Consider the following 24013-nt stretch of genomic DNA (forward strand, 5'->3'; position numbering starts at 1 on the left):
GCATGACCCTGACAATACGAACCGCTATTGCCGCATCGAAAGTACCGGAGACCTCACCACACCCGGAACACCCGCCCCGTCTGCACGCCTTCCACGCTGCGGCTATAGGCCGACGCGACCCGGCTGGCGGGCGCGGATTCGAAGCCCGGGAAGTACGGGCCGTAGCTGTCCAGCGATTCCGTCAGGACCGTGGGGCTGACCGAATTGATGCGGATGCCGCGCAGCTCCACGGCGGCGCCGCGCACGAAGCCGTCGATCGCCATGTTCACCGCGGAGGCGTTGGCGCCGTAGCGGATGGGCTCATCGCTGACGATGCCGCTGGTGAGCGTGATGGAACCGCCCTCGTTGACGTAATGCTGGCCGATCAACGCCAGGTCCACCTGGCCCAGCAGCTTGTCGTGCAGGCCGATCTTGAACTGCTCCGCCGTCATTTCCGCCAGCGGGCCGAAGTGCAGGCTGCCGGTAGTGGAGACGATGGCGTCGACCTTGCCCACGCGCTCGAACAGGGCGCGGATGCTGTCGCTCCGGGTTACGTCGACTTGATGCTCGCCACGGGATTTGCCGACGGCGATGATGTCGTGGCGTTGGCCCAGCTCTTGGGCGACCGCGCGGCCGACGGTGCCGGTGGCGCCGATCAGGATGATTTTCATGGGGACTCCGATACATGTTGTGGGGTGCGCCCGCGGTACCGCCAGCGCCTGCATGCATTCTGGCCAAGGGCGCGTTCCGGAAAAATCCTAGAATGGTGGGTTCACTTCACACTCAGGGTGCGGAATCCATGGACCGCTTGCTCAGCATGGAAGTCTTCGTGGCGGTGGTCGAACTGGGCAGCCTGACGGCGGCGGCGGCCCGCCACGAGATGTCGCCCGCCATGGCAGCCAAGCACATCAAGGGCCTGGAAGCGCGCCTGGGCCTGAGGCTGATGAACCGCACCACGCGCCGCCAGAGCCTGACCGAAGCCGGCCAGGCCTATTTCGCGCGCTGCAAGGTGATCCTGTCGGACATCCGCGACGCGGAACAAGGCGCCGAGGCCATGCGCTCGGCGCCGCGCGGCCATCTGCGCATCACCTCCACCGTGACCTTCGGCTCGTTCGCGCTGGCGCCCGCCATCGCCGAGTACCTGTCCGAGTACCCCGACGTCAGCGTCGACCTGGCGCTGAGCGATGCGGTCGAGGACGTGGTGGCCTCGCGCTACGACCTGGCGGTGCGCATCGGCGAACCCGCCGATTCCGGTCTGGTCGCGCGCAAGATCGGCCGCTATCAGATGATCATTTGCGCGGCGCCGGCCTATCTCGAACGCCATGGCACGCCCGAGACCGCCGGCGACCTGGCGCGCCATCAATGCCTGGATTTTTCCTACTGGAACCGGCGCACCGGCTGGCGCCTGAACGCGGACGAAGGCAGCGGCGCGGCCTACCCCGCTGGCCGCTTCGTGTCGAACAACGGCCAGGCGCTGCGGCAGGCGGCGCTGGCCGGATTCGGCATCGTGCTGCAGCCGGAACTGCTGCTGGCCGAAGACGTGCGCGCGGGCCGGCTGGTGCCGATCCTGCAGTCCGCGTGGCCCGCCGCCAGGCCGATCACGATGCTGTATCCCAAGGACCGCAAGGCCCTGCCCAAGCTCACCACCTTCGTGGAGTTCATGGTGCGACGGTTCAGCCGGCCAGCCAAGTAGGCGCGCAAATCAACGCTCGGCAAGCTGCCGTCAGGCTTGCGGCGCTGTTTGGAGGCAGGCGCCGGCCTCCTGGAACAACCAGTCGCGGAATGCGGCAAGCCTCGGCAACTCGCGGTCCTGCGGCCGATAGATGACGTAATAGGCAAGCGCCGACGCGACCTTCATCCGCGGAAACAAGCGCACCAGACGGCCCGCGGCCAGATCGTCATGCGTCATCACGCTGCGGGCCAGCGCGACACCGTGACCGTCGATCGCGGCTTGCAGCACCGCGGCGGAATTGTTGATCTTCATGCCGCGCGCGGTGGACACCCCTTCCACGCCGGCTTTTTCCAGCCACATGGCCCAGGTCGGAAATCCCAGCTGCCCGTCCATCGACAGATCGTGGATCAGTGTCTCGCCCGCCAGATCCGCCGACTGCCTCAGCGATTTCCGGCGCCGCAACAGTTCCGGGGAACATACCGGGTAGACCTCCTCGTCCATCAGCTTCTCGGCCGCCAGGCCGGGCCATGAACCGGCGCCGTAGCGCACGCCGATATCGATCTGCTGGGCCACGAAATCGACGGGCTTGAGGTTGGTGTCCAGGCGCACGTCGGTATCGGGCCAGGCCAGCTGGAAGCGTTCTATCCGGGGCAGCAACCACTTGGCGGCGAACGCCGGACTTACCGCCACGGTCAACATGCCGCTGAGGGAACCTTCCTTCAGGCGCTCCAGGCCCAGGGCCAGTTTGCCCAGCCCCGCCTGTATCTCGGGCAGCGCGCGTTCGGCCGCCGCCGTCGGGACTAGCCGTGCCTTGCCGCTGGCGCCGCGATGGAACAAGGGCGCGCCCAGCCATTGCTCGAGCGTGCGCACCAGCTGGCCCACCGCGGCGGGCGTGACGTGCAGCTCGGCCGCGGCGGCAGAGAAACTCTGGTGGCGCGCGCTGGCCTCGAAGGCGCGCAACGCGTTGAGGTGTGCGATCGACTTCATACGATAAAGATTTTCTTTTAATAGGAAGTAGTTTATCTGGTTTGCCGGCAAATGCGGACTGACCAAGAATACGCCCTGACGACCACAGTTCTGCCATCGAAAAAAGGTGCTGGAGCAAGCAAGCTTGCACATCACTTCAGAAACAGCTTTTCTACCAGCATCATGCTTATCAATGCCGATTTCTCGCTCAACGTCATCGTGACGCCTGACCAGCAACCCTGGGTGCCATCGCCGCAAAGCGGCGTAGAACGCGTGCTGCTGGACCGCATCGGCGGCGAGCAGGCGCGCGCCACCAGCATCGTGCGCTATGCGCCGGGCAGCCATTTTCCGTGGCACGCGCATCCCGGCGGCGAAGAGATATTGGTGCTGTCGGGCGCCTTCTCCGATGCCGGCGGCGACTTTCCGCAAGGCTGGTATCTGCGCAACCCGCCCGGCTCCGGCCATGAGCCGTCCAGCAGGAACGGCGCCACCCTCTTCGTCAAGTTGCGGCAAATGCCGCCGGACGAGCAGTCCGCCGTGCGCGTCGACACGCGCGATCCGGCCGCCTGGACGCGCGAAAACGGCAACGCGGTTTGCCCGCTCTACTCCTCGTCCGTCGAGCAGGTCCGCCTGCTGCGCCTGCCCGCCAATGCGCCGCTGCTTGAGGCCGCGCCCGCTGGCGCGGAAGCGCTGGTGCTGGCGGGGTCGATTGCCGATGCGCACCGCTCGTACCCGCAAGGCAGTTGGCTGCGCCTTGCCCGCGGCGCTCAGGCCGTACTCGCGGCCGGCACTGCGGGCGCGACCGTCTATCTGAAGACCGGCCATCTGCCGGATCCAAATGGCCGGAGCCTGTCATGACAATACAAGCCGACACCGTCATCATCGGCGCAGGCCTGAGCGGTCTGTACGCCGCCTTTCTGTTGGAACGGCATGGCGCCGACTACCTGCTACTGGAGGGACGAGACAGGCCTGGCGGCCGCATACTGGGCGCCGGCTCCTACGATCTGGGCCCCACCTGGTTCTGGCCCGCGATCCAACCCGAGCTGGACGCCATCGTCCGCGATCTCAGCCTGCCCGTCATCCCGCAGTACGAGGCGGGCGCCCTGACGGTCGAACGTTCGGGACCGCCCGCGCGCATGCCAGGCTACCCCAGCTACCCGGCTTCCATGCGGCTGGCGGCGGGCATGAGCAGTCTGGCCGAGGCCCTGCGCGCGCGCCTCGATCCGGCGCGCATCAAGCTGGGCCATACCGTGACCCGGCTGCATGCCACCAGCCACGCCGTCGACGTGCATGCGCATGATCGCGAGGGGCGGACCCATGTCGTTCGCGCCTCGCGCGTGCTGCTGGCCGTCCCGCCGCGCCTGGCGCACGCCCGTATCGCCTTCGATCCGCCGCTGCCGGCCGCATGGGCGGCGCAATGGCGCGACACGCCGACCTGGATGGCGCCGCACGCCAAGTACCTGGCCGTCTACGGTGCGGCATTCTGGCGCGAGCAGGGCCTGTCCGGCGCAGCGCGCAGCGCCCGGGGGCCGCTCGCCGAGGTCCACGATGCCAGCACGGATCAAGGACCGGCCCTGTTCGGATTCCTGGGCGTGCCCGCCGCGGCGCGGCGCTCGGCAGGCCAGGACGAGCTGATGGCCCATTGCCGCGCGCAGCTCGCGCGGTTGTTCGGCCCCGAAGCGCTGACGCCGGTCCAGGAGCATTTCAAGGACTGGGCGCAAGATCCTCTTACCGCCACGCCCGCCGATGGCATCGACAACAGCGCGCACGCGGCAGCGCCCGGCATGACGGTGGACGCCGGCCCATGGCAGGACCGGCTGACCGGCATCGCCAGCGAATGGTCCGGCGCGTTCCCCGGCTATCTGGCTGGCGCGGTTGACGCTGCCGCCAACGGCGTCCGATGGTTGCTGCGCGGATCCGCAAGCGCATCCCCCTCCACTCTCCCCAGAGACTCCGCCTGATGAAAACTCCCGCTGCCACCTATCGCGCGATCCAGAGTCCCGCTCCCGGCCAGCTTGAACTGGTGCAACGGCCCACGCCTCAACCTGGGCCCGGAGAAGTCCTGCTGCGCGTCGAAGCTTGCGGCGTCTGCGGCGCCGACGCCGCAGACATCGACAATCCCGCCTTGCAGCGGCCCCGCGTCCCAGGACATGAAGTCGTCGGCCGCATCACCGCCCTCGGTCCTGGTGCCGACATCAATTGGTCGATAGGCCAGCGCGTCGGCGTGGGCCGCCTGGGCGGCCATTGCAATGCCTGCCCGTCATGCCGCAAGGGCCTGTTCAATCTGTGCTCGAATCAAGCGGTGATGGGCGCGACCCGGGACGGCGGCTATGCCGAGATGATGCTGGCCCTGGCGACCGGGCTAGTCTCCATCCCCGAGGAGCTGGACTCCGCGCACGCCGCCCCGATACTCTGCGCTGGCATCGCCACGTTCAACGCGCTGAGGAAATGCGGCGCGCAAGCCGGCGATCTCGTCGCCGTGCTGGGGATCGGCGGCCTGGGCCACATGGCGCTGCAATACGCGCGCCGCATGGGCTTGAAGGTCGTCGCCATCGGGCGAGGCGGCGACATAGCCGCTGACGCCTTGCGCCTGGGCGCGCACGTCTACATCGACACCCACGAAGAAGACGCCGCGCAGCGGCTCCAAGCCATGGGCGGCGCGCAGGCGCTGATCGCCACCGTCACCGACACGCAAGCCATCGCCGAGGCCATGCGCGGGCTGGCGCCGCAAGGCCGGACGATGCTGCTGGGCGTGGGCCGCACTCCGCTTGAGGTCGCGCCGGGCTTTCTGGTGGGCGGCGAACGCGTCATTGCCGGGTCCATGACCGGCACGCCCTGGGAAACTGAAAAAGCGCTGAATTTCAGCGTACTTGCAGAGGCGCTGCCCATGGTCGAGACTCTAGCCCTGGAACGCGCGCCCGATGCCTTGCAGCGCCTGAAGTCCGGCGATGCGAAGTTCCGGGTGGTCCTGACCATGGACGCCGTACAGCAAGTCACTACCGATACCAACTAAAACCGCAACCCTCGAGGAGACCCACTTGTCCGCATCAACACCGGCGCCATCGGCCGCGCCCAGCGCTGAACTCACGCCAGAGGCGCAGCGCGGCAACATCGCCCGGCTGACCATCGCCCAGGCGCTGGCCGGCGCCAACGCCGTGGTGGTCTACGCCACCGGCGCGATCGTCGGCGACATGCTGGCGCCGGACAAGGCGCTGGCGACCCTGCCGATTTCCATCTTCGTGGTCGGCATGGCCGCCTGCATCCTCCCCATGGGCGCCATCGCCCGCCGCTACGGCCGGCGGGCGGCCTTTCTTACCGGCACGGCCTGCGGCGTGCTGGTGGGCCTGCTGGCCGCCGCGGCCATCGTGCTCAGTTCGTTCTGGCTGTTCTGCCTGGGCACCTTCTTCGGCGGTGCCTACGCCGCGGTGGTGCTGTCGTTCCGCTTCGCCGCGGCCGACGGCGTGACCCCCGCGCGGCGCGCCCGCGCCCTGTCCTTCGTGATGGGCGGCGGCGTGCTGGCCGGCGTGGTCGGCCCGCAACTGGTCACGTACACCATGTACCTGTGGCCCGTCCATATGTTCGCGGCGACCTATCTCGTGCAGGCCGCGGTCGCGGCGATCTCGGCCCTGGTCCTGCTGGGCGTAAGCCTGCCCATGCCCAGCGCGGCCGAAGTCGCGGGCGGACGCCCCTTGGCGCTAATCGCGCGCCAGCCGCGCTTCATCACGGCGGTGATCTGCGGCGCGGTCACCTACATGCTGATGAACTTCCTGATGACGGCCGCGCCGCTGGCCATGCACATCTGCGGCCATACGCAGGAAAGCGCCAACCTGGGCCTGCAATGGCACGTCATCGCCATGTACGGCCCCAGCTTCTTCACCGGCAGGCTCATCACGCGCTTTGGCGCCGGACGCATCGTCACGGCCGGCCTGGTGCTTACCGGCCTGTCCGCGGCCATCGGCCTTACCGGGATCGACGTGGCCCATTTCTGGGTGACCTTGATCCTGCTGGGCCTGGGCTGGAATTTCGGTTTCGTGGGCGCGTCGGCGCTGGTGCTGGAATGCCATCGGCCCGAGGAGAAAACCAAGGTGCAATCCCTGAACGACTTCATCGTCTTCGGCACCATGGCGGTCGGCTCCTTCGCGTCGGGCGGCCTGCTGGCGGCCTACGATTGGGCGACCGTGCTGTGGGTGTCGTTCATCCCGCTGGCGATCGCCGCGATCGCGCTGCTGGCCGGCGCCGCGAAGGTTCGACAACAGGCTTGACCCTCACGTAACGTCATGTCCCAGAGTCCGTTACGCGCCATCAACAGGAGGAATGTCGTGCAACTGAAAGTAGGAGAACTGGCCAGGCGGAGCGGACTGACGGTCCGCACGCTGCACCACTATCACGCGATCGGCTTGCTCACGCCTTCGGCGCGCGCCGACAACGGCTATCGGCTGTATGGCCGCGACGACATCGCCCGGCTGCATCAAATCCAGGCGCTGCGCCGCTTCGGATTGCCGCTGGCCGAAATCGGCGCTTATCTGGACCAGCCCGACACTCCCTTGGACGAGATCATCGCCAAGCAGATCGCGATGCTCGATCGCCAGATCCAACAGGCCTCCCGGCTGCGCGAGCGTCTCGCCCAGCTGCAGGGCCAGTTGGCACAAGGCAGGGAACCGGAACTGGCCGATTGGCTAACCACTCTGGAACTCATGACCATGTACGACAAGTATTTCTCCCCCGACGAACTGGCCCGCCTGCCCATGTACCGCAGCAACCAGAATGCCGACCCCGCCTGGCTCGCGCTGATCCAGGAGGTGCAGGCGCAGATGGACGGCGGCGTCCCGCCCGAGCAAGCACAGCCGCGAGCGCTGGCCTTGCGCTGGATGACCCAGCTGCTGCGCGACACCAATCGCGACCCGCGCCTGCTGGTCAAGCTGAACCGGATGCACGAACGGGAGCCAGCGATGCAGGCGCACATCGGCATCTCGCCGGCCATGCGCGACTACGTGCTGCGCGCCTTCTCGGAAAGCAAGCTGCGGATCTATGAAAAGTATCTTGCGCCGGACGAGGCCCGGTACATGCGGCAGCACTATGACGACCGCATCGGCGAATGGCCCGAACTGATGGCCGACGTGCGCGACGCGCTCGACGCGGGCGCGGCGCCCGACTCCGCTACAGCGCTGGCGCTGGCCCGGCGCTGGCTGGATCTGTTTCGCAGCTACGCCGGCGACGACCCCGCCACCCAGGCGAAGTTCCGCCATGCGCTGATGAGCGAACCCGAGCTCACCGCCGGCACCTGGACCGACGACGCCACCCTGTCGTTCATGCGGCAGGCCATGGGCGCGCTGGCGGCGCGGCGCTAGGCGGCACGGTCTTCCAGGCCATATGGGCAGGCCGTCGTTCCCCGGCGGGCCTGCCCTTTTGCTAGACTGACCGGCCCGAGCCAGGCCTCACCCCCTTACCCCACCATGTCCCAGGAACCCCGCCCCGACCCCAGCGCCGACGATATCGCCAAGGAAATCTCGGCGGCCATCGTCGCGCACAAGCTGCCGCCGGGCACGCGGCTGCGCGAGGAAGCGCTGGCGGGGGTGTACCAGGTCAGCCGGACCAAGATCCGCGCCGCATTGCTGATGCTGTCCAAGGACAAGCTGATCCATATCGTGCCGGACAAGGGCGCGTTCGTGAGCAAGCCGGACGCGAACGAGGCCCGCGAAGTCTATGCGGTGCGGCGCATCCTGGAAGCGGCCCTGGCGCGCGAATTCGTGGCGCGGGCCACGGCGGCCGACTATCGCCGCATCGACGCGCACCTGGCCGCGGAACGCCAGGCGCTGGCAGGCGGCGACGTGCAGGAGCGCAACCGGCTGCTCGGGCACTTCCACATCCTGCTGGCCGAGACCGTGGGCAATTCCGTGCTGACGGGGATGCTGCGCGAATTGTCCGCGCGCAGCGCCGTCATCACCGTGCTGTACCAGAGTTCGCACGACGCCAGCTGCTCGTCGCAAGAGCATCACGCCTTCATCGAGGCCGCCCGCGCCGGCGACGCGGAGCGCGCCTGCGCGCTGATGGACGCCCATCTGGAACACGTGCAGACGGCGCTGAACTTCAAGAATGGCGGCCGGACTGGCGGCGACCTGGTCAGCGCGCTGCTCAGCTAAAGCCAGGGAGACCTGCGCCTGGCGTCCTGTCATGCGGGCGCATCGACGAGACACAGCACTAGCCCTGCCCCTGCGCGCCCGCCCGCAGCAACTGGCCCATGCGTTGCTGCAGCCATAGTTCCGTTTCACTCAGGCTGCCGCCCCGCAGCCACAGCGTGCGCACCGACAGCATGGGCAGGAACAGGTCCGCGCAGCGCACGCTGACGAGCTCGTTGCTGAAACCCTGGTATTCGCCGATGTTCAGCGGCAGGATGGCCCAGCCCACGCCATTGGCCGCCATGGCGGCGATGTTGTAGCTGCTGTCGGCCCGCCAGACCGAAGGGCTCAGCACCACCTGATCGACGCCGTCCATCTGCATCAGCAACTGGCGGTGCCGCGCCAGGTCGTTGCGCCCGACCTCGGGCAGCGCGGCCAGCGGATGGCCCTGGGCCACGAAGATGCCTTGCGCCACATTGCCCAGATGGCGGTGCGCGAAGGCGCTGCCGGGATCGCCACGGTCGAACTGGAAGGCCAGGCTGGCGCGGCCCTGCTCCACGTAGTCCGCCACCTCCGTCGCGGTGCCGTTGAGCTGGGTCAGTTCCAGCGCCGGATAACGTTCGGCCAGTTCCTTGAGCAACTGGTCGGCCACCAGATAAGGCAGGCCTTCGTCCAGCGCGATGGCCAGGCGCGCTTCGCGCCCGCCGGCAAAGGACAAGGCGCGCTGCTCCAGCGCGCCGGCCTGCCGCAGCAGTTCCAGCGCTTCCTGCAGCATGACCTCGCCGGCGGCGGTCAGGGTGGCGTTGCGCCGCGACCGGTCGAACAGTTCCAGGCCCAGGTCAGCTTCCAGCAGACCCACCGCCGTACTGACCGCCGACTGCGCCCGGCCCAGCCGCCGCGCGGCCGCCGAGAACGATCCGGATTCGGCTGCGGCGACGAAATGGCGGAGCTGGTCCAGTGTCCATTGCACGTTTCGATCCCTCCCTTATCCATCTATTTTATAGATGACTCTTAACTTTTTTCCACCAATTACAAGATGGATAATCCCGTTCTCTGAGACCCGGCCATCCCGGCCCCGCCCGCGCACGCGGCGCGGCAGGCGTTTCAGTTTCAGGAGTAGAACCATGCAGCGGACTGAACCGAACGCTGTCGCCACGGCCGCGCCCGGCCGCTGGCTGGTGCTGGCCATCGTGTCCAGCGCCTTGCTGTTGATCGTGGTCGACATGACCGTCCTCTATACCGCCCTGCCCCGGCTGACGCATGAATTGCACGTCAACGCGTCGGAAAAGCTGTGGATCGTGAACATCTATGCGCTGGTCGTGTCCGGCCTGCTGCTGGGCATGGGCACGCTGGGCGACCGCCTGGGCCACAAGCGTCTGTTCATGGCGGGGCTGGTCGTGTTCGGCATCGCCTCGCTGGCGGCAGCCTATTCGCCCGGCGCCGCCACGCTGATCGCAGCGCGCGCGCTGCTGGCCGTGGGCGCGGCCATGATGATGCCGGCCACTCTGTCCATCCTGCGCCTGACCTTCGCCGATGAACGCGAGCGCGCCATTGCCATCGGCGTGTGGGCCTCGGTGGCCTCCGGCGGCGCCGCGGTCGGCCCGGTCGTGGGCGGCGTGCTGCTGGAGCATTTCTGGTGGGGGTCCGTGTTCCTCATCAACGTGCCCATCGTGCTGCAGGCCCTGCCGCTGGCCTGGCGCTATATCCCGGCCAGCTGCCCGGACGCCTCACGGCCCTGGGACCTGCTGGGCTCGCTGCAAGTGATGGCCGGCCTGATCCTGTGCGCCTACGCGCTGAAGGAACTGGGCAAGACCGACCCTTCCTGGCTGCATGCCGGCCTGGCGTGCGCGGCGGGCGCGGCCATGCTCGCCGTGTTCGTGCGGCGCCAGCGCGCGCGGCCCTATCCGCTGATCGACTTCGCCATCTTCCGCAACCTGAGCTTCAGCTCGGCGGTGGCGGCCGCGCTATTCGCCGCCGCAGCGCTGCTGGGCATGGAGCTGGTGTTCAGCCAGCGGCTGCAACTGGTCATGGGCATGTCGCCGCTGGAAGCCGCGCTCTTCATCCTGCCGCTGTCGCTGGCCGCCTTTATCGCCGGTCCGCTGGCGGGTTGGCTGCTGGGCCGCGTCAACAGCTCCACCATGCTGTTCGTGTCGCTGCTGGTCTCGGGCCTGGGCATGACCGGCTATCTGTTGAGCTACGACGCGGCGCTGCTGCCGCAGATGGTCAGCCTGTGCGTGCTGGGCGCGGGCATAGGCGCCACCATGACGGCGGCATCCAGCACCATCATGCAAAGCGCCACGCCCGAGCGCGCTGGCATGGCGGCCTCGATCGAAGAGGTCTCGTATGAGCTGGGTGGCGCCCTGGGCGTCACCCTGATGGGATCCATCCTGTCCGGCGTGTACGCGCACACGCTCGCGGTGCCGGCAGGTCTGCCGCAGTCCGATATGGCGCGCGACAGCCTGGATCAGGCGCTGATCGTGGCGGACGGGCTGTCGTCGGACCTGGGCATGGCACTGACCCGCCTGGCCAAGACCGCCTTCGACACCGGCTACGCTGCGGTCATCGCCACCGCGGCGGCGATGCTGCTGGTCACGGCCGGGTTCGTGCTCTTGAACCGCCGGCGCATGGCGGCTTGAGGGCAGGCCCGCGCCGCAGGCCTGCGGCACGCATCAGCAGTTGCGGAAGGCGTGGTCCATGTCGGCGATCAGGTCTTCCTCGTGTTCCAGCCCGATGGACACGCGGACCAGCCCTTCGGACACGCCGGCCGCATCGCGTTCGTCCGCCGGCACGCCGGAATGCGTGGTGGACGCCGGATGGCAGATCAGCGATTCGGTGCCGCCCAGGCTGACGGCCGACTTGAACAGGTGCAAGGCGTTGATGAAGCGGAACGCCTTGGCGCGCCCGCCGTCCAGCACGAAGGCGAAGGTCGAGCCCGGCCCGCTGCACTGGCGCTTGTAGACTTCCTGGTAGGCCCGGTCGGTGATCATCTCGGGATGGAAGATCCGCACCTTTTCATGCGGATTGCCCGACAGCCATTGGGCCACCTTGGTCGCCGTGCGCGCGGCCTGCTTCATGCGCAGCACCACCGTCTCCATCGAGCGCGTGATCATCCAGCAGGAATGCGGGTCCAGTTGCGAGCCGAAGGCGCTGCGGATGGCGCGCACCTTCTTGACCAGCGCCTTGCTGCCGGTGACGGCGCCCGCGACCAGATCGCTATGGCCGCCCACATACTTGGTCAGCGAATACACGCACATGTCCACGCCATGCTCGGCCGGCTTCTGGAAGATCGGACCCAGCAGCGTGTTGTCGCACACCGACACGGGACGGTAGCCGTGCCGCGTTTCGAAGGCGTCCAGCTCGTTCTTCATGGCCTCGAAATCGACCAGCGCATTGGTCGGATTGGCCGGCGTTTCGACAAAGAAAAGACGCACCGGCCCCTGGGCCGCCGCGGCCTCCAGCGCCGCGCGCATGCCCTGGGCCGACAGGCCGTCCCCGATGGCGTGCGAGCCTATGCCCCACTCCGGAAAGATCTTGGAAATCAGGGTTTCGGTGCCGCCGTACAGCGGCACCGACTGCACCAACTGGTCGCCGGGGCGCAGGAACGCCAGGAACACCGCGCTGATCGCCGACATGCCGCTGGAGGTCACGGCCGCGTCTTCCGAACCGTCCAGCAGCGCCAGGCGATCTTCGACGATTTCCAGGTTGGGATGGTTGAAGCGGCTGTACACCAGCCCCGCCGATTCGCCCTGCGGCAAGGGCTTGCGGCCCGAGACCAGGTCGAAGAACGCCGCGCCGTCCTCGGCCGAGCGGAAGGCGAAGGTGGACGTCAGGAACACCGGTGGCTTGACCGCGCCTTCCGATAGAAAGGGGTCGAAACCGTAGGACATCATCTGGGTTTCCGCATGCAGCGGGCGGCCGAAGATGTCCTTCTTGTGATAGCTGGAGTAACTCATGGTGTGCCTCTCTGTCTGGTTTCCGGGTGCCCGGACGGGCCGCCGGGCAGGCGCGTCACGCATGCGAAGACGATAGCGCCCCCCGCCTCGGGCTGCATGGAAGTATGGCGGCAGGCGCAGGCAAGATTCTTTCCATTTGCATCGCCAGACAGGGATAATGGGAAACGATATTTCCTACGCCCAGGATTTCATGAAAGACACTGCCTTGTTACATCAACTTGACGCGATCGATTGGAAAATCATGAAAATCCTTCAAGAAGATGGCCGGCTCAGCAACGCCGAACTGGCCGAGCGCGTCTCGCTGTCGGCTTCGCCCTGCTGGAAACGCCTGAAGCGCCTGGAGTCGTCCGGCGCCATCCGCGGTTACCAGGCCGTGCTGGACCGCCGCGCGCTGGGTATCGGGGTGGTGGCCTTCGTCAGCATCTCGCTGGAGAACCACACGGAGAAGACCTGCCAGGCCTTCGAGGCCAGCGTGCTTGCCATGCCCGAGGTCCTGGCCTGCCACAACACCACCGGCCAGCACGACTATCTGCTGCACATCGTGGCGCGGGATTTCGACGCCTATTCGGAGTTCGTGCGCAGCCGCCTGCGCACCCTGCCCGGGGTCAAGGAGCTGCTGAGCACGCTGTCGATGCACGAGGTGAAGTCCTCGACCAGACTGCACCTGTAAGGCGGCTGCCGCTTGCCTGGGGAGGTAATGGGGGCCGCCGGCCCCTTCGCTACATCACGCCGGGAACCACGCGATTGCGGCCCTGGCGCTTGGCTTGATAAAGGCCGCGGTCGGCCACCTGGATCAGGTCGGTGCAAGGCTGTTCGCCCTGGGGTACCGCCGTGGCCGTGCCGATGCTGACCGTCAGCCAGGGCCCGTCGCCGGTGTCCTTCTGCGGAATCTGCAAGGCTTCCACGGCGCGCCGCAGCTTCTCGGCGGCCAGCCGCGCGCTGCCCGCCGGCGTGCCGGGCAATACCAGCGCGAATTCCTCGCCGCCGAAACGCGCCGCCAGGTCGGTGGACCGGTCGCAACTGGCGAAGATGGTGTTGGCCACCCGCTTGAGCGCCTCGTCGCCCGCGATGTGGCCGTAGGTGTCGTTGTAGGCCTTGAAGTGGTCCACGTCGATCATGAGCATGCTGATTTCGCGGCCGTCGCGGCGCGCGCGCTGCCATTCGGCGTTGAGGTATTCGTCGAAATAGCGACGGTTGCCCAGGCCGGTCAGGCCGTCGGAATTGGTCAACCGGCGCAGTTCCATATTGCTTTCCAGCAACTGCTGCTGGCTCTGGCGCAAGGCCTGGTAGGCCTCGTCGCGCTGCACCAGCGCCAGGTAGGAGCGTGAGTGGTAGCGGATGCGCGCCACCAGTTCGATGGAGTCGGGCAGCTTCACCAGATAATCGTTGGCGCCGGCGGCAAAGGCCGCGCTCTTGATCGCCGGGTCTTCCTTGGTGGACAGCACGATGATGGGGATGTCGCGCGTCACGGGATGGCCCCGATACTCCTGCACCAGGCTCAGTCCGTCCACGCCCGGCAGCACCAGGTCCTGCAGGATGACGGTGGGCCGGGTCTGGATCGCCACGGCCAGCGCCTTTTCGGGATCCGAGCAATAGTGGAAGTCGATATTGCCCTCCGTGGCCAATGCGCGCCTGATGGCCTCGCCGACCATTACCTGGTCGTCGACGAGCAACACCATGGCCGCATGCGAATTCAGGTTCGCCGAAGCCGAGCTGTCAATGGGAGGTTGCATAGTGAGTCCTTGAATTCTTTCGAGGTCCGTCCGCTCAGGCAAAGGCCTGGATCAAGCGGGGAGCGATTTGGTCCAATGGGCTGATTTCCACGGCCGCCTGCATGGCGGCCGCGGCCTTGGGCATGCCGTAGACGGCGCTGCTGGCCTGGTCCTGCGCAATCGTCAGATAGCCGCGCTCGCGCAGCGCCTTCAGCCCGCGCGCGCCGTCCTGGCCCATGCCCGTCAGCAGCACGCCGACGGCCATGCCGCGCCAGTGCTGCGCCACGCTATGGAAAAAAACATCGATGGAAGGCCGGTACAGGCTTTCCTTGGGGGTTTCGGTGTAGCGCAGCGTGCCGTCCGCCAGCATGTGGAGATGGTCGCCGGTGCCGGCCAGCAGTATCTGGCCGGGCTCGGGCCACTCGCCCTCGCGCACCAGCCTTACCGGCAGCGGCGCCTGCTCGTTGAGCCAGTCCGCCATACCCGCGGCGAACGAGGCGTCCACGTGCTGCACCAGCACGATGCCGGCTGGGAACCCCGGCGGAATCCCCTTCAGCAACTGCGCCAGGGCCGGCGGGCCGCCGGCCGAGGCGCCGATGACCAGCAGGCGCTTGGCGTCCGCCTGCTGCATCGGCCGGGCCACCGGCGTAAGCGCAGGCCGCTTGCCGTAGCGGCCGATCAGCCAGCCCACGTTGCGGATCTTGCGCAGCAGCGGCGCCGCCGCCGTGCGCATGTCGCCGCTGCCGATCACCGGCGTATCCGCCGCGTCCAGCGCGCCATGGCCCATGGCGTCGAACACGCGCGAGGTATGGCGCGCCACGTCGGCCGTGACCACCACGATCGCGCAGGGCGTTTCAGCCATGATGCGGCGCGTGGCTTCGACGCCATCCATGATGGGCATGATGAGGTCCATCAGCACCACGTCCGGCCGGTCGCGAGCGCATTGGTCCACGGCCTCCTGGCCGTTGGTCGCGACCCAGGCGAGCTCCAGCCCCGGCTCCAGCGCGATCGCGCGCCGCAGCACTTCCACCGCCATCGGCATATCGTTGACGATTCCGACTCTCACGTGCGCGCCTTTCCGATCAGGTCTTCCACGGCGTCGAGCAGCGCATCGTCATGGAAGCTGCCCTTGGCCAGATAATAGTCCGCGCCGGCGTCCAGCCCGCGCCTCCTGTCCTCTTCCCTATCCTTGTACGACACCACCATCACCGGCAGGCCCTGCAGCTTGGGATCCGCCTTGATGCGCGACACCAGCTCGATGCCGTCCATGCGCGGCATGTCGACGTCGGTCACCACCAGGTCGAACGCCTCGCTGCGCAGCATGTTCCAGCCGTCCATGCCGTCCACCGCGACAGCCACGTCGAAGCCGCGGTTCAGGAGCAGCTTGCGCTCCAGCTCGCGCACGGTGAGGGAATCGTCCACCACCAGCACGCGCTTGCGCCGCCGCGTCTGTTCGGCCGCGCCCGCGCCGTCCACCCGGGTCAGTTGTCCGCCTGCCACCAGCTTCTGCACCGACACCAGCATGTCTTCCACGTCCAGGATCAACAGCGGCGTGCCGTCGTCCATCAGGGCGCCCGCCATTACATCCTGCACCTTGCCCAGGCGCGGATCCAGCGGCTGCACCACCAGCGTGCGTTCGCCCACGTAGCGGTCCACGGCGATGCCATAAAGCCGGTCGTGGTCGCCCACCAGCACCACGCACACGGTTTCCCGGGCCGGCGCCGAACCGCTCTTGCGCAGGATCTGCCGCGCGGAGACCAGCCCGATCTGGCGATCCATGAAGCGGAAATGCTGATGTCCTTCGAGCTGTTCGATGTCCTCGGCGCGCACTTGCAGCGCGTGGTTGACGTAGGCCAGCGGGAAGGCGTAGATCTCATCCTGCACCTCGACCAGCAGGCTGCGCACCACCGACAGCGACAAGGGCATCTCCAGCATGAAGCGGGTGCCCTGCCCGGTCAGCTGCTGGATGCGCACCGCGCCGCGCAACTGGCGCACCATGGTCTGCACCACGTCCAGCCCCACGCCGCGCCCGGATATCTCGGTGACCTCGCCGCGCGTGCTGAAGCCCGACAGGAACAGGAATTCCAACAGCTCGGCTTCGGTCAGCCGGGCCGCGGTTTCCGCGCTGGCCAGCTTGCGCTGCACCACTTCCACGCGCAGCCGGTCCAGCGATATGCCGGCGCCGTCGTCGCTCAACTCGATCAGCAGCATGCCGGCCGCGTGGCGCGCCGACAGCCGGATGCGGCCTTCGGCCGGCTTGCCCGCCGCCAGCCGGTTCTGCGGCATTTCGATGCCGTGGTCGACCGCGTTGCGCAGCAGATGCATCAGCGGCGCATCCAGCTTTTCCAGGATGTCGCGGTCCACCTGGGTGGACTCGCCTTCGAGTTCCAGGCGTACCTGCTTGCCCAGCGCGCGGCCCACGTCGCGCACCATGCGCGCCATGCCGCCCACCCCGTCGCCGAACGGCCGCATGCGGCAGGCCAGCGCGGTGTCGTACAGGCGTTGGGCCAGGTGGCCCATGCGCCAGCCGAATTCATCGACCTCGCTGGTGCGCTGCGACAGCTCCTGCTGGCATTGCTCGACGATACGCAGGGCATCGTCCAGCGCGGCTTGCGCCTGCGCCTCCAGCGCCTGTCCGGCCAGCGCCGCGCGCACGCCGTCCAGCGCCTGGACCGCGCCCGCCTGCATGCGCTTCAGGCGCAGCATGGACGCGCCGAAAGGCCCGATCCAGTGCGACTCCACCAGCGTCTCGCTGGACAGGCCCAGCAATTTGTTGAGCGTGTCGGCCGTCACGCGCAGCACGCGTTCGCCCTCGCCCAGCCCCATGTCGGAACTGCGCCGCACCGGCGCCGCGGCCGGCGGCTCTTCCACGGCCGGGATCGGTGGCAGGAAATCCGCAGGCTTGGGGGCCGGCGCCGCGGCCGACGCTGCAGGCGGCGCAAGGGGCGCATTGCTCAGCCGCGCCACCAGTTCGTCGATCTCGCTGCCCAGCTCCGCGCCCGGCGTGGCCACGCGCTGCAACAGGTCCGCGCCCATCAGCAAGGCATCGATGTCCGCCGCCTGCAGGCGCAGCCGCCCTTCCCGCGCCTCGACCAGGCAATCCTCCATGGCATGCGCGATACGCACCGCCGGATGCAGGTCGACGATGCGGGCCGCGCCCTTGAGCGAATGCGCCGCGCGCATGCAGGCTTCCAGCTGCGGCGCCGAGGTCGGGTCGTGCTCCAGCGCCAGCAGGCCGTTGTTCAGCACCTGCACCTGGGTGCGGGTCTCGAGCTGGAACAATTCCAGGAGCGAGGCGTCGCGCATCTGTTCCGGATTCACGCCAGGCTCCGTTCCAAAGCTTGCATCAGCAAGGTCTCGTCCAATACGCCGACCGCGCGGCCTCCGCAGCGGGCCATGCCGCGCGAGTATTTCAGGCTCGCGCCCTCCACGGTCGCCGGCAAGGATTCCAACCGGTCCAGGTCCACGGCATGGATGCCCTCGACCTCGTCCACCGGTGCCACCACTGCCCGCCCCGCGCCGCCCAGCAACAGCATGCGCGCCGTGGCCGGCCGTTCGCGCGGATCCCCCGCCGGAGCCTCCAGGCCCAGCAGGCGCGCCAGCGACACGCATACCGTCAAAGAACCGCGCACGTTGGCCACGCCCAGCATCGCCGGATCGCGGCGGTGCGGCAGGCTCAGGATGCGGCGGATGCCCGCCACTTCATCCAACGCCCGCGTCGGCAGTCCGAGCCATTCGCCCTGCACGCGGAACACCAGCAGCGAGGACAAATGAGCGCCTTCCTCCGCTCTCGCGTCGCCCGCCGCGTCTGCCATCTGCGGCGGCAGGCGGTCGAGGATGCGCTTGGCCGCCGCCGCGTACACCGGACAGTTGCGACAGTGCACGTGGTCCGCCAACTGCCCGCAGCTCTTGTCGCCGCGGATGCCGATGCGGTTCCAGCAATCGTCCACGTCGGACAGCGCGCCCAAAGTCTCATCCACGTCGCAGCTCCCCGCGCGCCGCGCGCGCCTGCAGGCGGCGGGCCGCTTCGTGATCGCCGTCCGACGCCACCAGCGCGGCCAGGTGCAGCAAGGCTTCGCGATGGGTCGGATCCAGGTAGAGCGCCTTGCGGTAGGCAACTTGCGCCTGCCGCGCATCGCCCGCCGCGTCCTGCAGCAGGCCTTGCAGATACAGCGCCTCGGCGCTGGCGCCGTGGCTGTCGATGTGCGCCCGGCACTGCGCCATGGCGTCCTGCACCCGGCCCTGATCGGCCAGGGACGCGATATGGCGCAGGGATGCCTGCGCGCCGCCCTGACCTGCCGGCGGCGCCGCAGGGACTACCGGTATGGGAGCGTGCGCCAGGGGCAGGCCGGGCTCAGGCGCCTGCGTCAAAGGCCGTCTGGGCGGCGCCCAGCTATGCACGATGGGGCGCGCCGCCGGCGCTACAGCGGGCGCGGCGGGCGGCGGCAGCGGCTTGGCCAGGAAAGCGAACGAGCGCGCCATCGGCACCGCGGGCAGCCTGCGCCCGGTCAACAGCGTGGTCTCGGCCGGGCCGACGAAGAGCACGCCGTCTTCGCGCGTGAACCCGCGCAACACCTGCACCGCGCGTTCCTGCGTGGCGGAGTCGAAGTAGATGAGCAGGTTGCGGCAGAACACGAAGTCATAGGGCGCCACGCCGGCCAGCAGAGCGGGATCGAACAGATTGCCCGGCTGGAACCGCACCTGCCCCATCACCTGGGCGGCCAGTTGATGGCCGTCGGCCGTCTCGGAGAAATAGCGGTCGCGATAACCCAGATCATCGCCGCGGAAGGAGTTGCGGCCATACAGGGCGCGCTGCGCGAACTCAACCATGCGCACGCTGATGTCGAAGGCGTCGATCTGGAAACGTTCGGCAGGCACGCCCGCGTCCAGTAGCGCCATCGCGATGGAATAAGGCTCTTCGCCGCTGGAACAAGGCACGCTCAGCACCCGCAGCACGCGGCTCTCCGCGCCCGTGGCATACAGGCGCGCCCGCGCCAGCGCGGCCATGGCCGCCTGCGATTCGGGATAGCGGAAAAACCAGGTCTCCGGCACGATGACCGCTTCGATCAGCTGCTGCATCTCGGCGGGCGACGCCTGCACCTGCCACAGATAATCCTGTTCGTCGGCGACGCCGGCCAGGCCCATTCTGCGCCGTACCGCGCGCTCCACGGCGGCCTTGCCGATGGAGCCGCTGTCCAGGCCCATGCGCCGCTTGAGCAAGGCGCTGAAATCGTCGATCAGCATCATGGCCGCGCCTCGCCCGCGGCATCCGCGGGAAACAGCAGCGCCCGCACCGGCGCGGGCAGCAAGTCATCCACCTTGACGGCCTGCACCATGCCGCCGGCATCGCTATGCACTGCGCCCAGATAGCGCGCGCCCGGATTGTCCAGGCCGCCGGACTGGAACGCGGCGGGATCGTAGTGCACGGTTTCGGTCGCCTGCTCCAGGATCAGCCCCAGCAGATGCTCCGGCGCGCCGGGGACCGCCCGGTAGCGGACCAGCGCCAGCCGCGTGCTGGTCACGGCGGCCGCCGCGCTCCCGCCCGCCAGCGCGCTCATGTCGATGACGGGTATGGCGACGCCGCGGCGGTCCATGACGCCGGCCACCCAGGCCGGCGCGCCCGGCACCTGCTTGAACTCGCGCAGGCCCAGTACCTCGGCGATGTCTCTCGCGTCCAGCGCATAGCGGTCGCCGCCGATGCGGAACAGCAGGTACAGCCGGCGTCCGGCCGCAGCAGAGAGAGTGCACTCGGCCATGGCAGCCATCACACCTTGAAGCGCGACACGCCGCTGCGCAGGTCGTTGGCCACCAGCGTCAACTCTTCGATCGCCAGCGTGGACTGGCGCAGCGATTCCACGGTCTGCTGCGCGGCGTCGCTCAACTGCTGCAGGGCCTGGTTGATCTGCTCGGCGCCGGTGGCCTGCGCCTGCATGCCTTCGTTGACCATCTGCACGCGCGGCGCCAGGGTCTGCACCTGCTGGATGATTTGCGACAGCTGGTCGCCCACCTGCTGCATGTCGGCCATGCCGCGCCGCACTTCTTCGGAGAACTTGTCCATGCCCATGACGCCGGCCGACACCGACGACTGGATCTCGCGCACCATCTGCTCGATATCGTAGGTGGCGACGGCGGTCTGGTCCGCCAGCCGGCGGATCTCGGTGGCCACCACCACGAAACCGCGGCCGTACTCGCCCGCCTTCTCGGCCTCGATCGCCGCGTTCAGCGACAGCAGGTTGGTCTGGTCAGCCACTTTCGTGATCGTAGTGACTACTTGCGTGATATTACCGGCCTTCTCGTTCAGGATCGCCAGCTTGGCGTTGACCGAGCCCGCTGCGCCCACCACGTTGCGCATGGTGTCCTCCATGCGCGCCAAGCCCACCTGGCCGCTGCCCGCCAGGGCCGCGGTCTGCTCGGCCGCGCCCGAGACTTCGGCCATGGTGCGCACCAGCTCGCGCGAGGTGGCGGAGATTTCGCGCGAGGTGACGCCGATCTCCGTGGTGGTGGCGGCGACCTCGGAAGCCGTGGCCTGCTGCTGCTTGGAGGTGGCCGCGATCTCGGTCACCGAGGTGGCCACCTGCACCGCCGAGCGCTGCGTCTTGCCGACCAGTCCGGTCAGCTCGTCCACCATGCCGTTGAAGCCGGTTTCAATGGCGTTGAATTCGTCCTTGCGCGCCAGCGTCAGGCGCCGCGTCAGATCGCCCCCGCCCGTGGCTTCCAGGGTCTTGACGATGGCCCGCATCGGGTTGGCGATGGCGCGCATCAGCATGATGCCGCAGATGATGGCAGCGATGATCGCCAGGGCCAACGACACCAGCATGCGCACTTCGGCGCTGTCCACCGACTGCCTGATGGCGGCCGCCGCGTCATCGGCCTGCTTCTTGTTTTCCAGCACCATCCTGGCAAGGATGTCGCGGCCCTTGTAGAACGCGGGCCGCAGTTCCGCCTTGATCAGCGCCTGCGCTCGCGCCGGGTCCGCCAGCATGGCCGGTGCCAGCACATTGGCGCGGATGCGCTTGTATTCCTGCAGTTCCTTCTCGAACTCGCTGAACATTCCGCGATCATCTTCGCGCCCGATGGTGCGGCGGTACTGTTCCGTATGGTCCGCCAGCAATTTATCCGTCTCGGGCAGTCCGGCCAGGATGGTGTTGCGCTCCTGCTCCGTATCCATGTTCAACGCATCCTGCACCACCACGAAACCGGCGAACCAGGAGGCGCGGATCGAGGTGCTGTAGTAGATGCCTGGCACGGCGTCGTTGTTGATCAACTCGACTTCCGACTCGATGACCAGCAGGCGCCGGTAATCCATCACCACCATCAACGCCATGATGGCCAGGATCGCCAGGAAGCTGGCCAGGATGCGCTGGCGTAGTGTCAGATTCTTCATGCCGGGAAACCTCTATGCAAAATCAACTCGTCGATTGGGCCGAAATATTCTGGAACAGAACAGGGGACACAAGGCTGTCCATTTATTACGGGATGTTGTGAGTTGGATGACAATTATTGCAAAGGCAAAGGCCCCCAGCCACGGAAAACGCTGAATTTGCGGCAAATATGGCGGTTTGCGTCGGGAAAAAGCAAAGCCCTCTTACAAGGGCTTGTCTTTTCCCGCAACAATGCGTACCGGACCCGTTTTCAGGCGGTATCGCCCCACAGTGTGGCGGGTGGCCTGGATTCCACCCAGTCGCGCGCCTGTCCGTAGGCATGCGCCAACTGCAGCACGGCCAGGTCGGCCTGGGGCGGTCCGATCAGTTGCATGCCCATGGGCAGCCCGGCTGCGTTGAACCCCACCGGCACGCTGATCACCGGGCAGCCCGCCAGGGTCCAGGGCGTGACGGTCTCCATCCAGCGGTGATACGTGTCCATGGGGCGCCCGGCGATCTCCTTGGGCCAGTCCAGCGCCGCATCGAAAGGAAACACCTGGGCCGACGGCACAGCCAGATAATCCACGTCCTCGAACATGCGCAGCACGGTCTGGTACCAGGCGCTGCGCTCTTCAGTGGCCTGGTAGACCTGCCGCGCCGTCATGCCCTCCAGCCCTTCGACCTCCCAAATCACGGCCGGCTTGACCAGCTTGCGCGTTTCGGGATTGTGGACCAGGGGGTGGAGCTGTCCGCCCACCATCAGATGGCGGTGGGCCAGCCAGATCCGCCACAGGCGTTCGCCGGCAAACGGCACCTGGTAGTCGACCGCCTCGCAGCCTGTCTGCGCCAGATCGGCCAGCGCCTGCTCGCACAGTTCCAGGATGCCTGCCTCCATCGGCAGGTAACCGCTCCAGTCGCCCAGCCAGCCCACGCGCTTGCCGCGCAGGTCGGCGTCCAGCGGCTGGGCGAACTGGGCCGGGTCGCCGGTCAGGGACAGCGGCACGCGCTTGTCCGGCCCCGCCATCACGGACAGCAGCATGGCCACGTCGCGCGGCGAACGGCCCATCGGCCCTTCGTAGGCCAACTGCTTGAGGAATACCTCGGTCGACGGCCCATAGGGCACCCGGCCGGCCGAGGGCCGCATGCCGTAGACGTTGCAGAACGCCGCGGGATTGCGCAGCGAGCCGCCGAAATCACTGCCGTCCGCCACCGGCAGCATGCGCGCCGCCAGGGCCGCCGCCGCCCCGCCGCTGCTGCCGCCCGCGGTCCTGGACGGATCGTAGGGGTTGCCGGTGACGCCGTACACCGGGTTATAGGTATGCGAGCCCAGGCCGAACTCCGGCACGTTGCTGCGGCCGATGAAGATGGCGCCGGACGCACGCATGCGCTCGATAATGATGGAGTCGTGCGCCGTGACCTGATCCTTGTAGACCAGCGAGCCCATGGACGTGACCATGCCGCGCACCGCGGTCAGGTCCTTGGGCGCTTGCGGCATGCCATGCAGAAAGCCCAGCCATTGGCCCGCGGCCAGCTGAGCATCGCGCTCATCGGCCTCGCGCAGCAGTTCGTCGCTGTCGCGCCGGGCGACGATGGCGTTCAGCTTCGGGTTGACCCGGTCGATGTGAGCCAAATAGGCGGCCATAACCTCGCGGCAGGACACCTGGCGCTGCCGGATCGCCTCGGACAGCGCGTGGGCGGGCATGGCCACGATGTCATTCAACGGGGCGGCGATGGACATGCTTGTCTCCTTTATGGCGCACCTCGAAACGGGGCGCCTTGTCATATTGGGCGGCGCTGGCCGGACACCGGCCGCGCAGGCAGACAATATTACGCCCGCGGATCAGGAGGGCTCGTTGGACACCGTATCGAACCCCGACTTTCCTTTCCTGTCGAACAGGCAGGACGCGACAAACTCGCGTTTCCTGCCGCTGGCGTCCGTGAAGGTGTAGTCGGTGCTGATCATCCATACCAACGGCCCGACGTCCTGCATCACGTCGTAGACGTCGGGAACGTCCAGGTCGGTCGCCTGGTACAACGGCGAGCTCTGGTCTTCGGCGACCATCTGCTTGAGGATCGCGGGAGTTTCCTTCCTGCATAGCGTGATCAGGTCGCCCGCCTTTTTCTTGGACCACAGGTCCGCGTCCGTGTAAGGCAAGTCGCGCTCGCGGGCCAAGGCGGGATTGGACGCCAAGACGCAGAGCAGGCCGCAAGCAGCCAGGAAACGGGAACGGGTCATCGATGCATCCGAAGTCAG

Annotated in this window: 22 protein-coding genes; 9 read left to right on the forward strand and 13 right to left on the reverse strand. The window is 67.7% G+C overall.

Annotated features, from left to right (window positions below; translation table 11 throughout):
* Positions 1-53 precede the first annotated feature (53 nt).
* Positions 54-650 (reverse strand): short chain dehydrogenase, encoded by a 597-nt coding sequence (locus tag AXYL_RS18150; RefSeq protein WP_013394293.1) that lies wholly within the window; start codon positions 648-650, stop codon positions 54-56.
* A gap of 128 nt (positions 651-778) precedes the next feature.
* On the opposite strand from AXYL_RS18150, the gene AXYL_RS18155 reads away from it, so the two are divergent.
* Positions 779-1672: a LysR family transcriptional regulator gene (locus tag AXYL_RS18155; RefSeq protein WP_013394294.1), complete on the forward strand. Its 894-nt coding sequence runs from the start codon at positions 779-781 to the stop codon at positions 1670-1672.
* Between the two features lie 30 nt (positions 1673-1702).
* Here the strand turns inward: AXYL_RS18155 and gcvA are convergent, their stop codons facing one another.
* The gene (gcvA, locus tag AXYL_RS18160) at positions 1703-2638 is read right to left on the reverse strand and encodes a transcriptional regulator GcvA (protein ID WP_013394295.1); all 936 of its coding nucleotides are present in this window, start codon (positions 2636-2638) and stop codon (positions 1703-1705) included.
* A 162-nt stretch (positions 2639-2800) separates the two neighbouring features.
* Here gcvA and AXYL_RS18165 point away from each other — a divergent pair, with 162 nt between their 5' ends.
* From AXYL_RS18165 to AXYL_RS18190, 6 genes are all read left to right on the forward strand, one after another.
* Positions 2801-3475, forward strand: a complete 675-nt coding sequence (locus tag AXYL_RS18165) for a cupin domain-containing protein (protein ID WP_013394296.1) — start codon at positions 2801-2803, stop codon at positions 3473-3475.
* Complete coding sequence (locus AXYL_RS18170; protein ID WP_013394297.1) at positions 3472-4578, forward strand: flavin monoamine oxidase family protein; 1107 nt, start codon at positions 3472-3474, stop codon at positions 4576-4578. Before AXYL_RS18165 ends, AXYL_RS18170 begins: the two co-directional genes overlap by 4 nt.
* Complete coding sequence (locus AXYL_RS18175) at positions 4578-5630, forward strand: alcohol dehydrogenase catalytic domain-containing protein (protein ID WP_013394298.1); 1053 nt, start codon at positions 4578-4580, stop codon at positions 5628-5630. The genes AXYL_RS18170 and AXYL_RS18175 overlap by 1 nt, the downstream gene beginning before the upstream one ends.
* Before the next feature lie 25 nt (positions 5631-5655).
* A complete protein-coding gene (locus AXYL_RS18180; RefSeq protein WP_013394299.1) occupies positions 5656-6879 on the forward strand; it encodes an MFS transporter in 1224 nt (407 codons plus the stop codon).
* A gap of 57 nt (positions 6880-6936) precedes the next feature.
* Positions 6937-7965, forward strand: a complete 1029-nt coding sequence (locus AXYL_RS18185; RefSeq protein ID WP_013394300.1) for a MerR family transcriptional regulator — start codon at positions 6937-6939, stop codon at positions 7963-7965.
* 105 nt (positions 7966-8070) lie between these two features.
* The gene (locus tag AXYL_RS18190) at positions 8071-8757 is read left to right on the forward strand and encodes a GntR family transcriptional regulator (RefSeq protein WP_013394301.1); all 687 of its coding nucleotides are present in this window, start codon (positions 8071-8073) and stop codon (positions 8755-8757) included.
* Between the two features lie 58 nt (positions 8758-8815).
* Here AXYL_RS18190 and AXYL_RS18195 read toward each other — a convergent pair whose 3' ends face one another.
* Entirely contained in the window at positions 8816-9703 is an 888-nt protein-coding gene (locus tag AXYL_RS18195; RefSeq protein ID WP_013394302.1) for a LysR family transcriptional regulator, read from the reverse strand.
* 154 nt (positions 9704-9857) lie between these two features.
* On the opposite strand from AXYL_RS18195, the gene AXYL_RS18200 reads away from it, so the two are divergent.
* Positions 9858-11369 carry an MFS transporter gene (locus AXYL_RS18200; RefSeq protein WP_013394303.1) on the forward strand — a complete coding sequence of 504 codons (1512 nt, stop codon included), beginning with the start codon at positions 9858-9860 and terminating at the stop codon, positions 11367-11369.
* A 33-nt stretch (positions 11370-11402) separates the two neighbouring features.
* Here the strand turns inward: AXYL_RS18200 and AXYL_RS18205 are convergent, their stop codons facing one another.
* Entirely contained in the window at positions 11403-12686 is a 1284-nt protein-coding gene (locus AXYL_RS18205) for a cystathionine gamma-synthase family protein (RefSeq protein WP_013394304.1), read from the reverse strand.
* Positions 12687-12927: 241 nt separating this feature from the next.
* Here AXYL_RS18205 and AXYL_RS18210 point away from each other — a divergent pair, with 241 nt between their 5' ends.
* Positions 12928-13356 carry an Lrp/AsnC family transcriptional regulator gene (locus AXYL_RS18210; protein WP_013394305.1) on the forward strand — a complete coding sequence of 143 codons (429 nt, stop codon included), beginning with the start codon at positions 12928-12930 and terminating at the stop codon, positions 13354-13356.
* Between the two features lie 49 nt (positions 13357-13405).
* On the opposite strand, the gene AXYL_RS18215 is transcribed toward AXYL_RS18210, so the two are convergent.
* From AXYL_RS18215 to AXYL_RS18255, 9 genes are all read right to left on the reverse strand, one after another.
* A complete protein-coding gene (locus AXYL_RS18215; RefSeq protein ID WP_013394306.1) occupies positions 13406-14419 on the reverse strand; it encodes a response regulator in 1014 nt (337 codons plus the stop codon).
* A gap of 34 nt (positions 14420-14453) precedes the next feature.
* The gene (locus AXYL_RS18220; RefSeq protein WP_041653914.1) at positions 14454-15464 is read right to left on the reverse strand and encodes a chemotaxis response regulator protein-glutamate methylesterase; all 1011 of its coding nucleotides are present in this window, start codon (positions 15462-15464) and stop codon (positions 14454-14456) included.
* Positions 15461-17719: a hybrid sensor histidine kinase/response regulator gene (locus AXYL_RS18225; protein ID WP_013394308.1), complete on the reverse strand. Its 2259-nt coding sequence runs from the start codon at positions 17717-17719 to the stop codon at positions 15461-15463. The genes AXYL_RS18220 and AXYL_RS18225 overlap by 4 nt, the downstream gene beginning before the upstream one ends.
* A complete protein-coding gene (locus AXYL_RS18230) occupies positions 17716-18378 on the reverse strand; it encodes a chemotaxis protein CheW (protein ID WP_041653917.1) in 663 nt (220 codons plus the stop codon). The genes AXYL_RS18225 and AXYL_RS18230 overlap by 4 nt, the downstream gene beginning before the upstream one ends.
* Entirely contained in the window at positions 18371-19645 is a 1275-nt protein-coding gene (locus AXYL_RS18235) for a CheR family methyltransferase (protein ID WP_013394310.1), read from the reverse strand. The genes AXYL_RS18230 and AXYL_RS18235 overlap by 8 nt, the downstream gene beginning before the upstream one ends.
* Positions 19642-20163 (reverse strand): chemotaxis protein CheW, encoded by a 522-nt coding sequence (locus tag AXYL_RS18240; RefSeq protein WP_013394311.1) that lies wholly within the window; start codon positions 20161-20163, stop codon positions 19642-19644. Before AXYL_RS18240 ends, AXYL_RS18235 begins: the two co-directional genes overlap by 4 nt.
* Positions 20163-21782 carry a methyl-accepting chemotaxis protein gene (locus AXYL_RS18245; RefSeq protein ID WP_013394312.1) on the reverse strand — a complete coding sequence of 540 codons (1620 nt, stop codon included), beginning with the start codon at positions 21780-21782 and terminating at the stop codon, positions 20163-20165. The genes AXYL_RS18240 and AXYL_RS18245 overlap by 1 nt, the downstream gene beginning before the upstream one ends.
* A gap of 248 nt (positions 21783-22030) precedes the next feature.
* Entirely contained in the window at positions 22031-23497 is a 1467-nt protein-coding gene (locus AXYL_RS18250; RefSeq protein ID WP_013394313.1) for an amidase, read from the reverse strand.
* A gap of 102 nt (positions 23498-23599) precedes the next feature.
* Positions 23600-23995, reverse strand: coding sequence for a hypothetical protein (locus AXYL_RS18255; RefSeq protein ID WP_013394314.1), 396 nt, complete (start codon positions 23993-23995; stop codon positions 23600-23602).
* Positions 23996-24013 lie beyond the last annotated feature (18 nt).

This window comes from Achromobacter xylosoxidans A8, assembly GCF_000165835.1.
Lineage (GTDB): Bacteria > Pseudomonadota > Gammaproteobacteria > Burkholderiales > Burkholderiaceae_B > Achromobacter > Achromobacter xylosoxidans_B.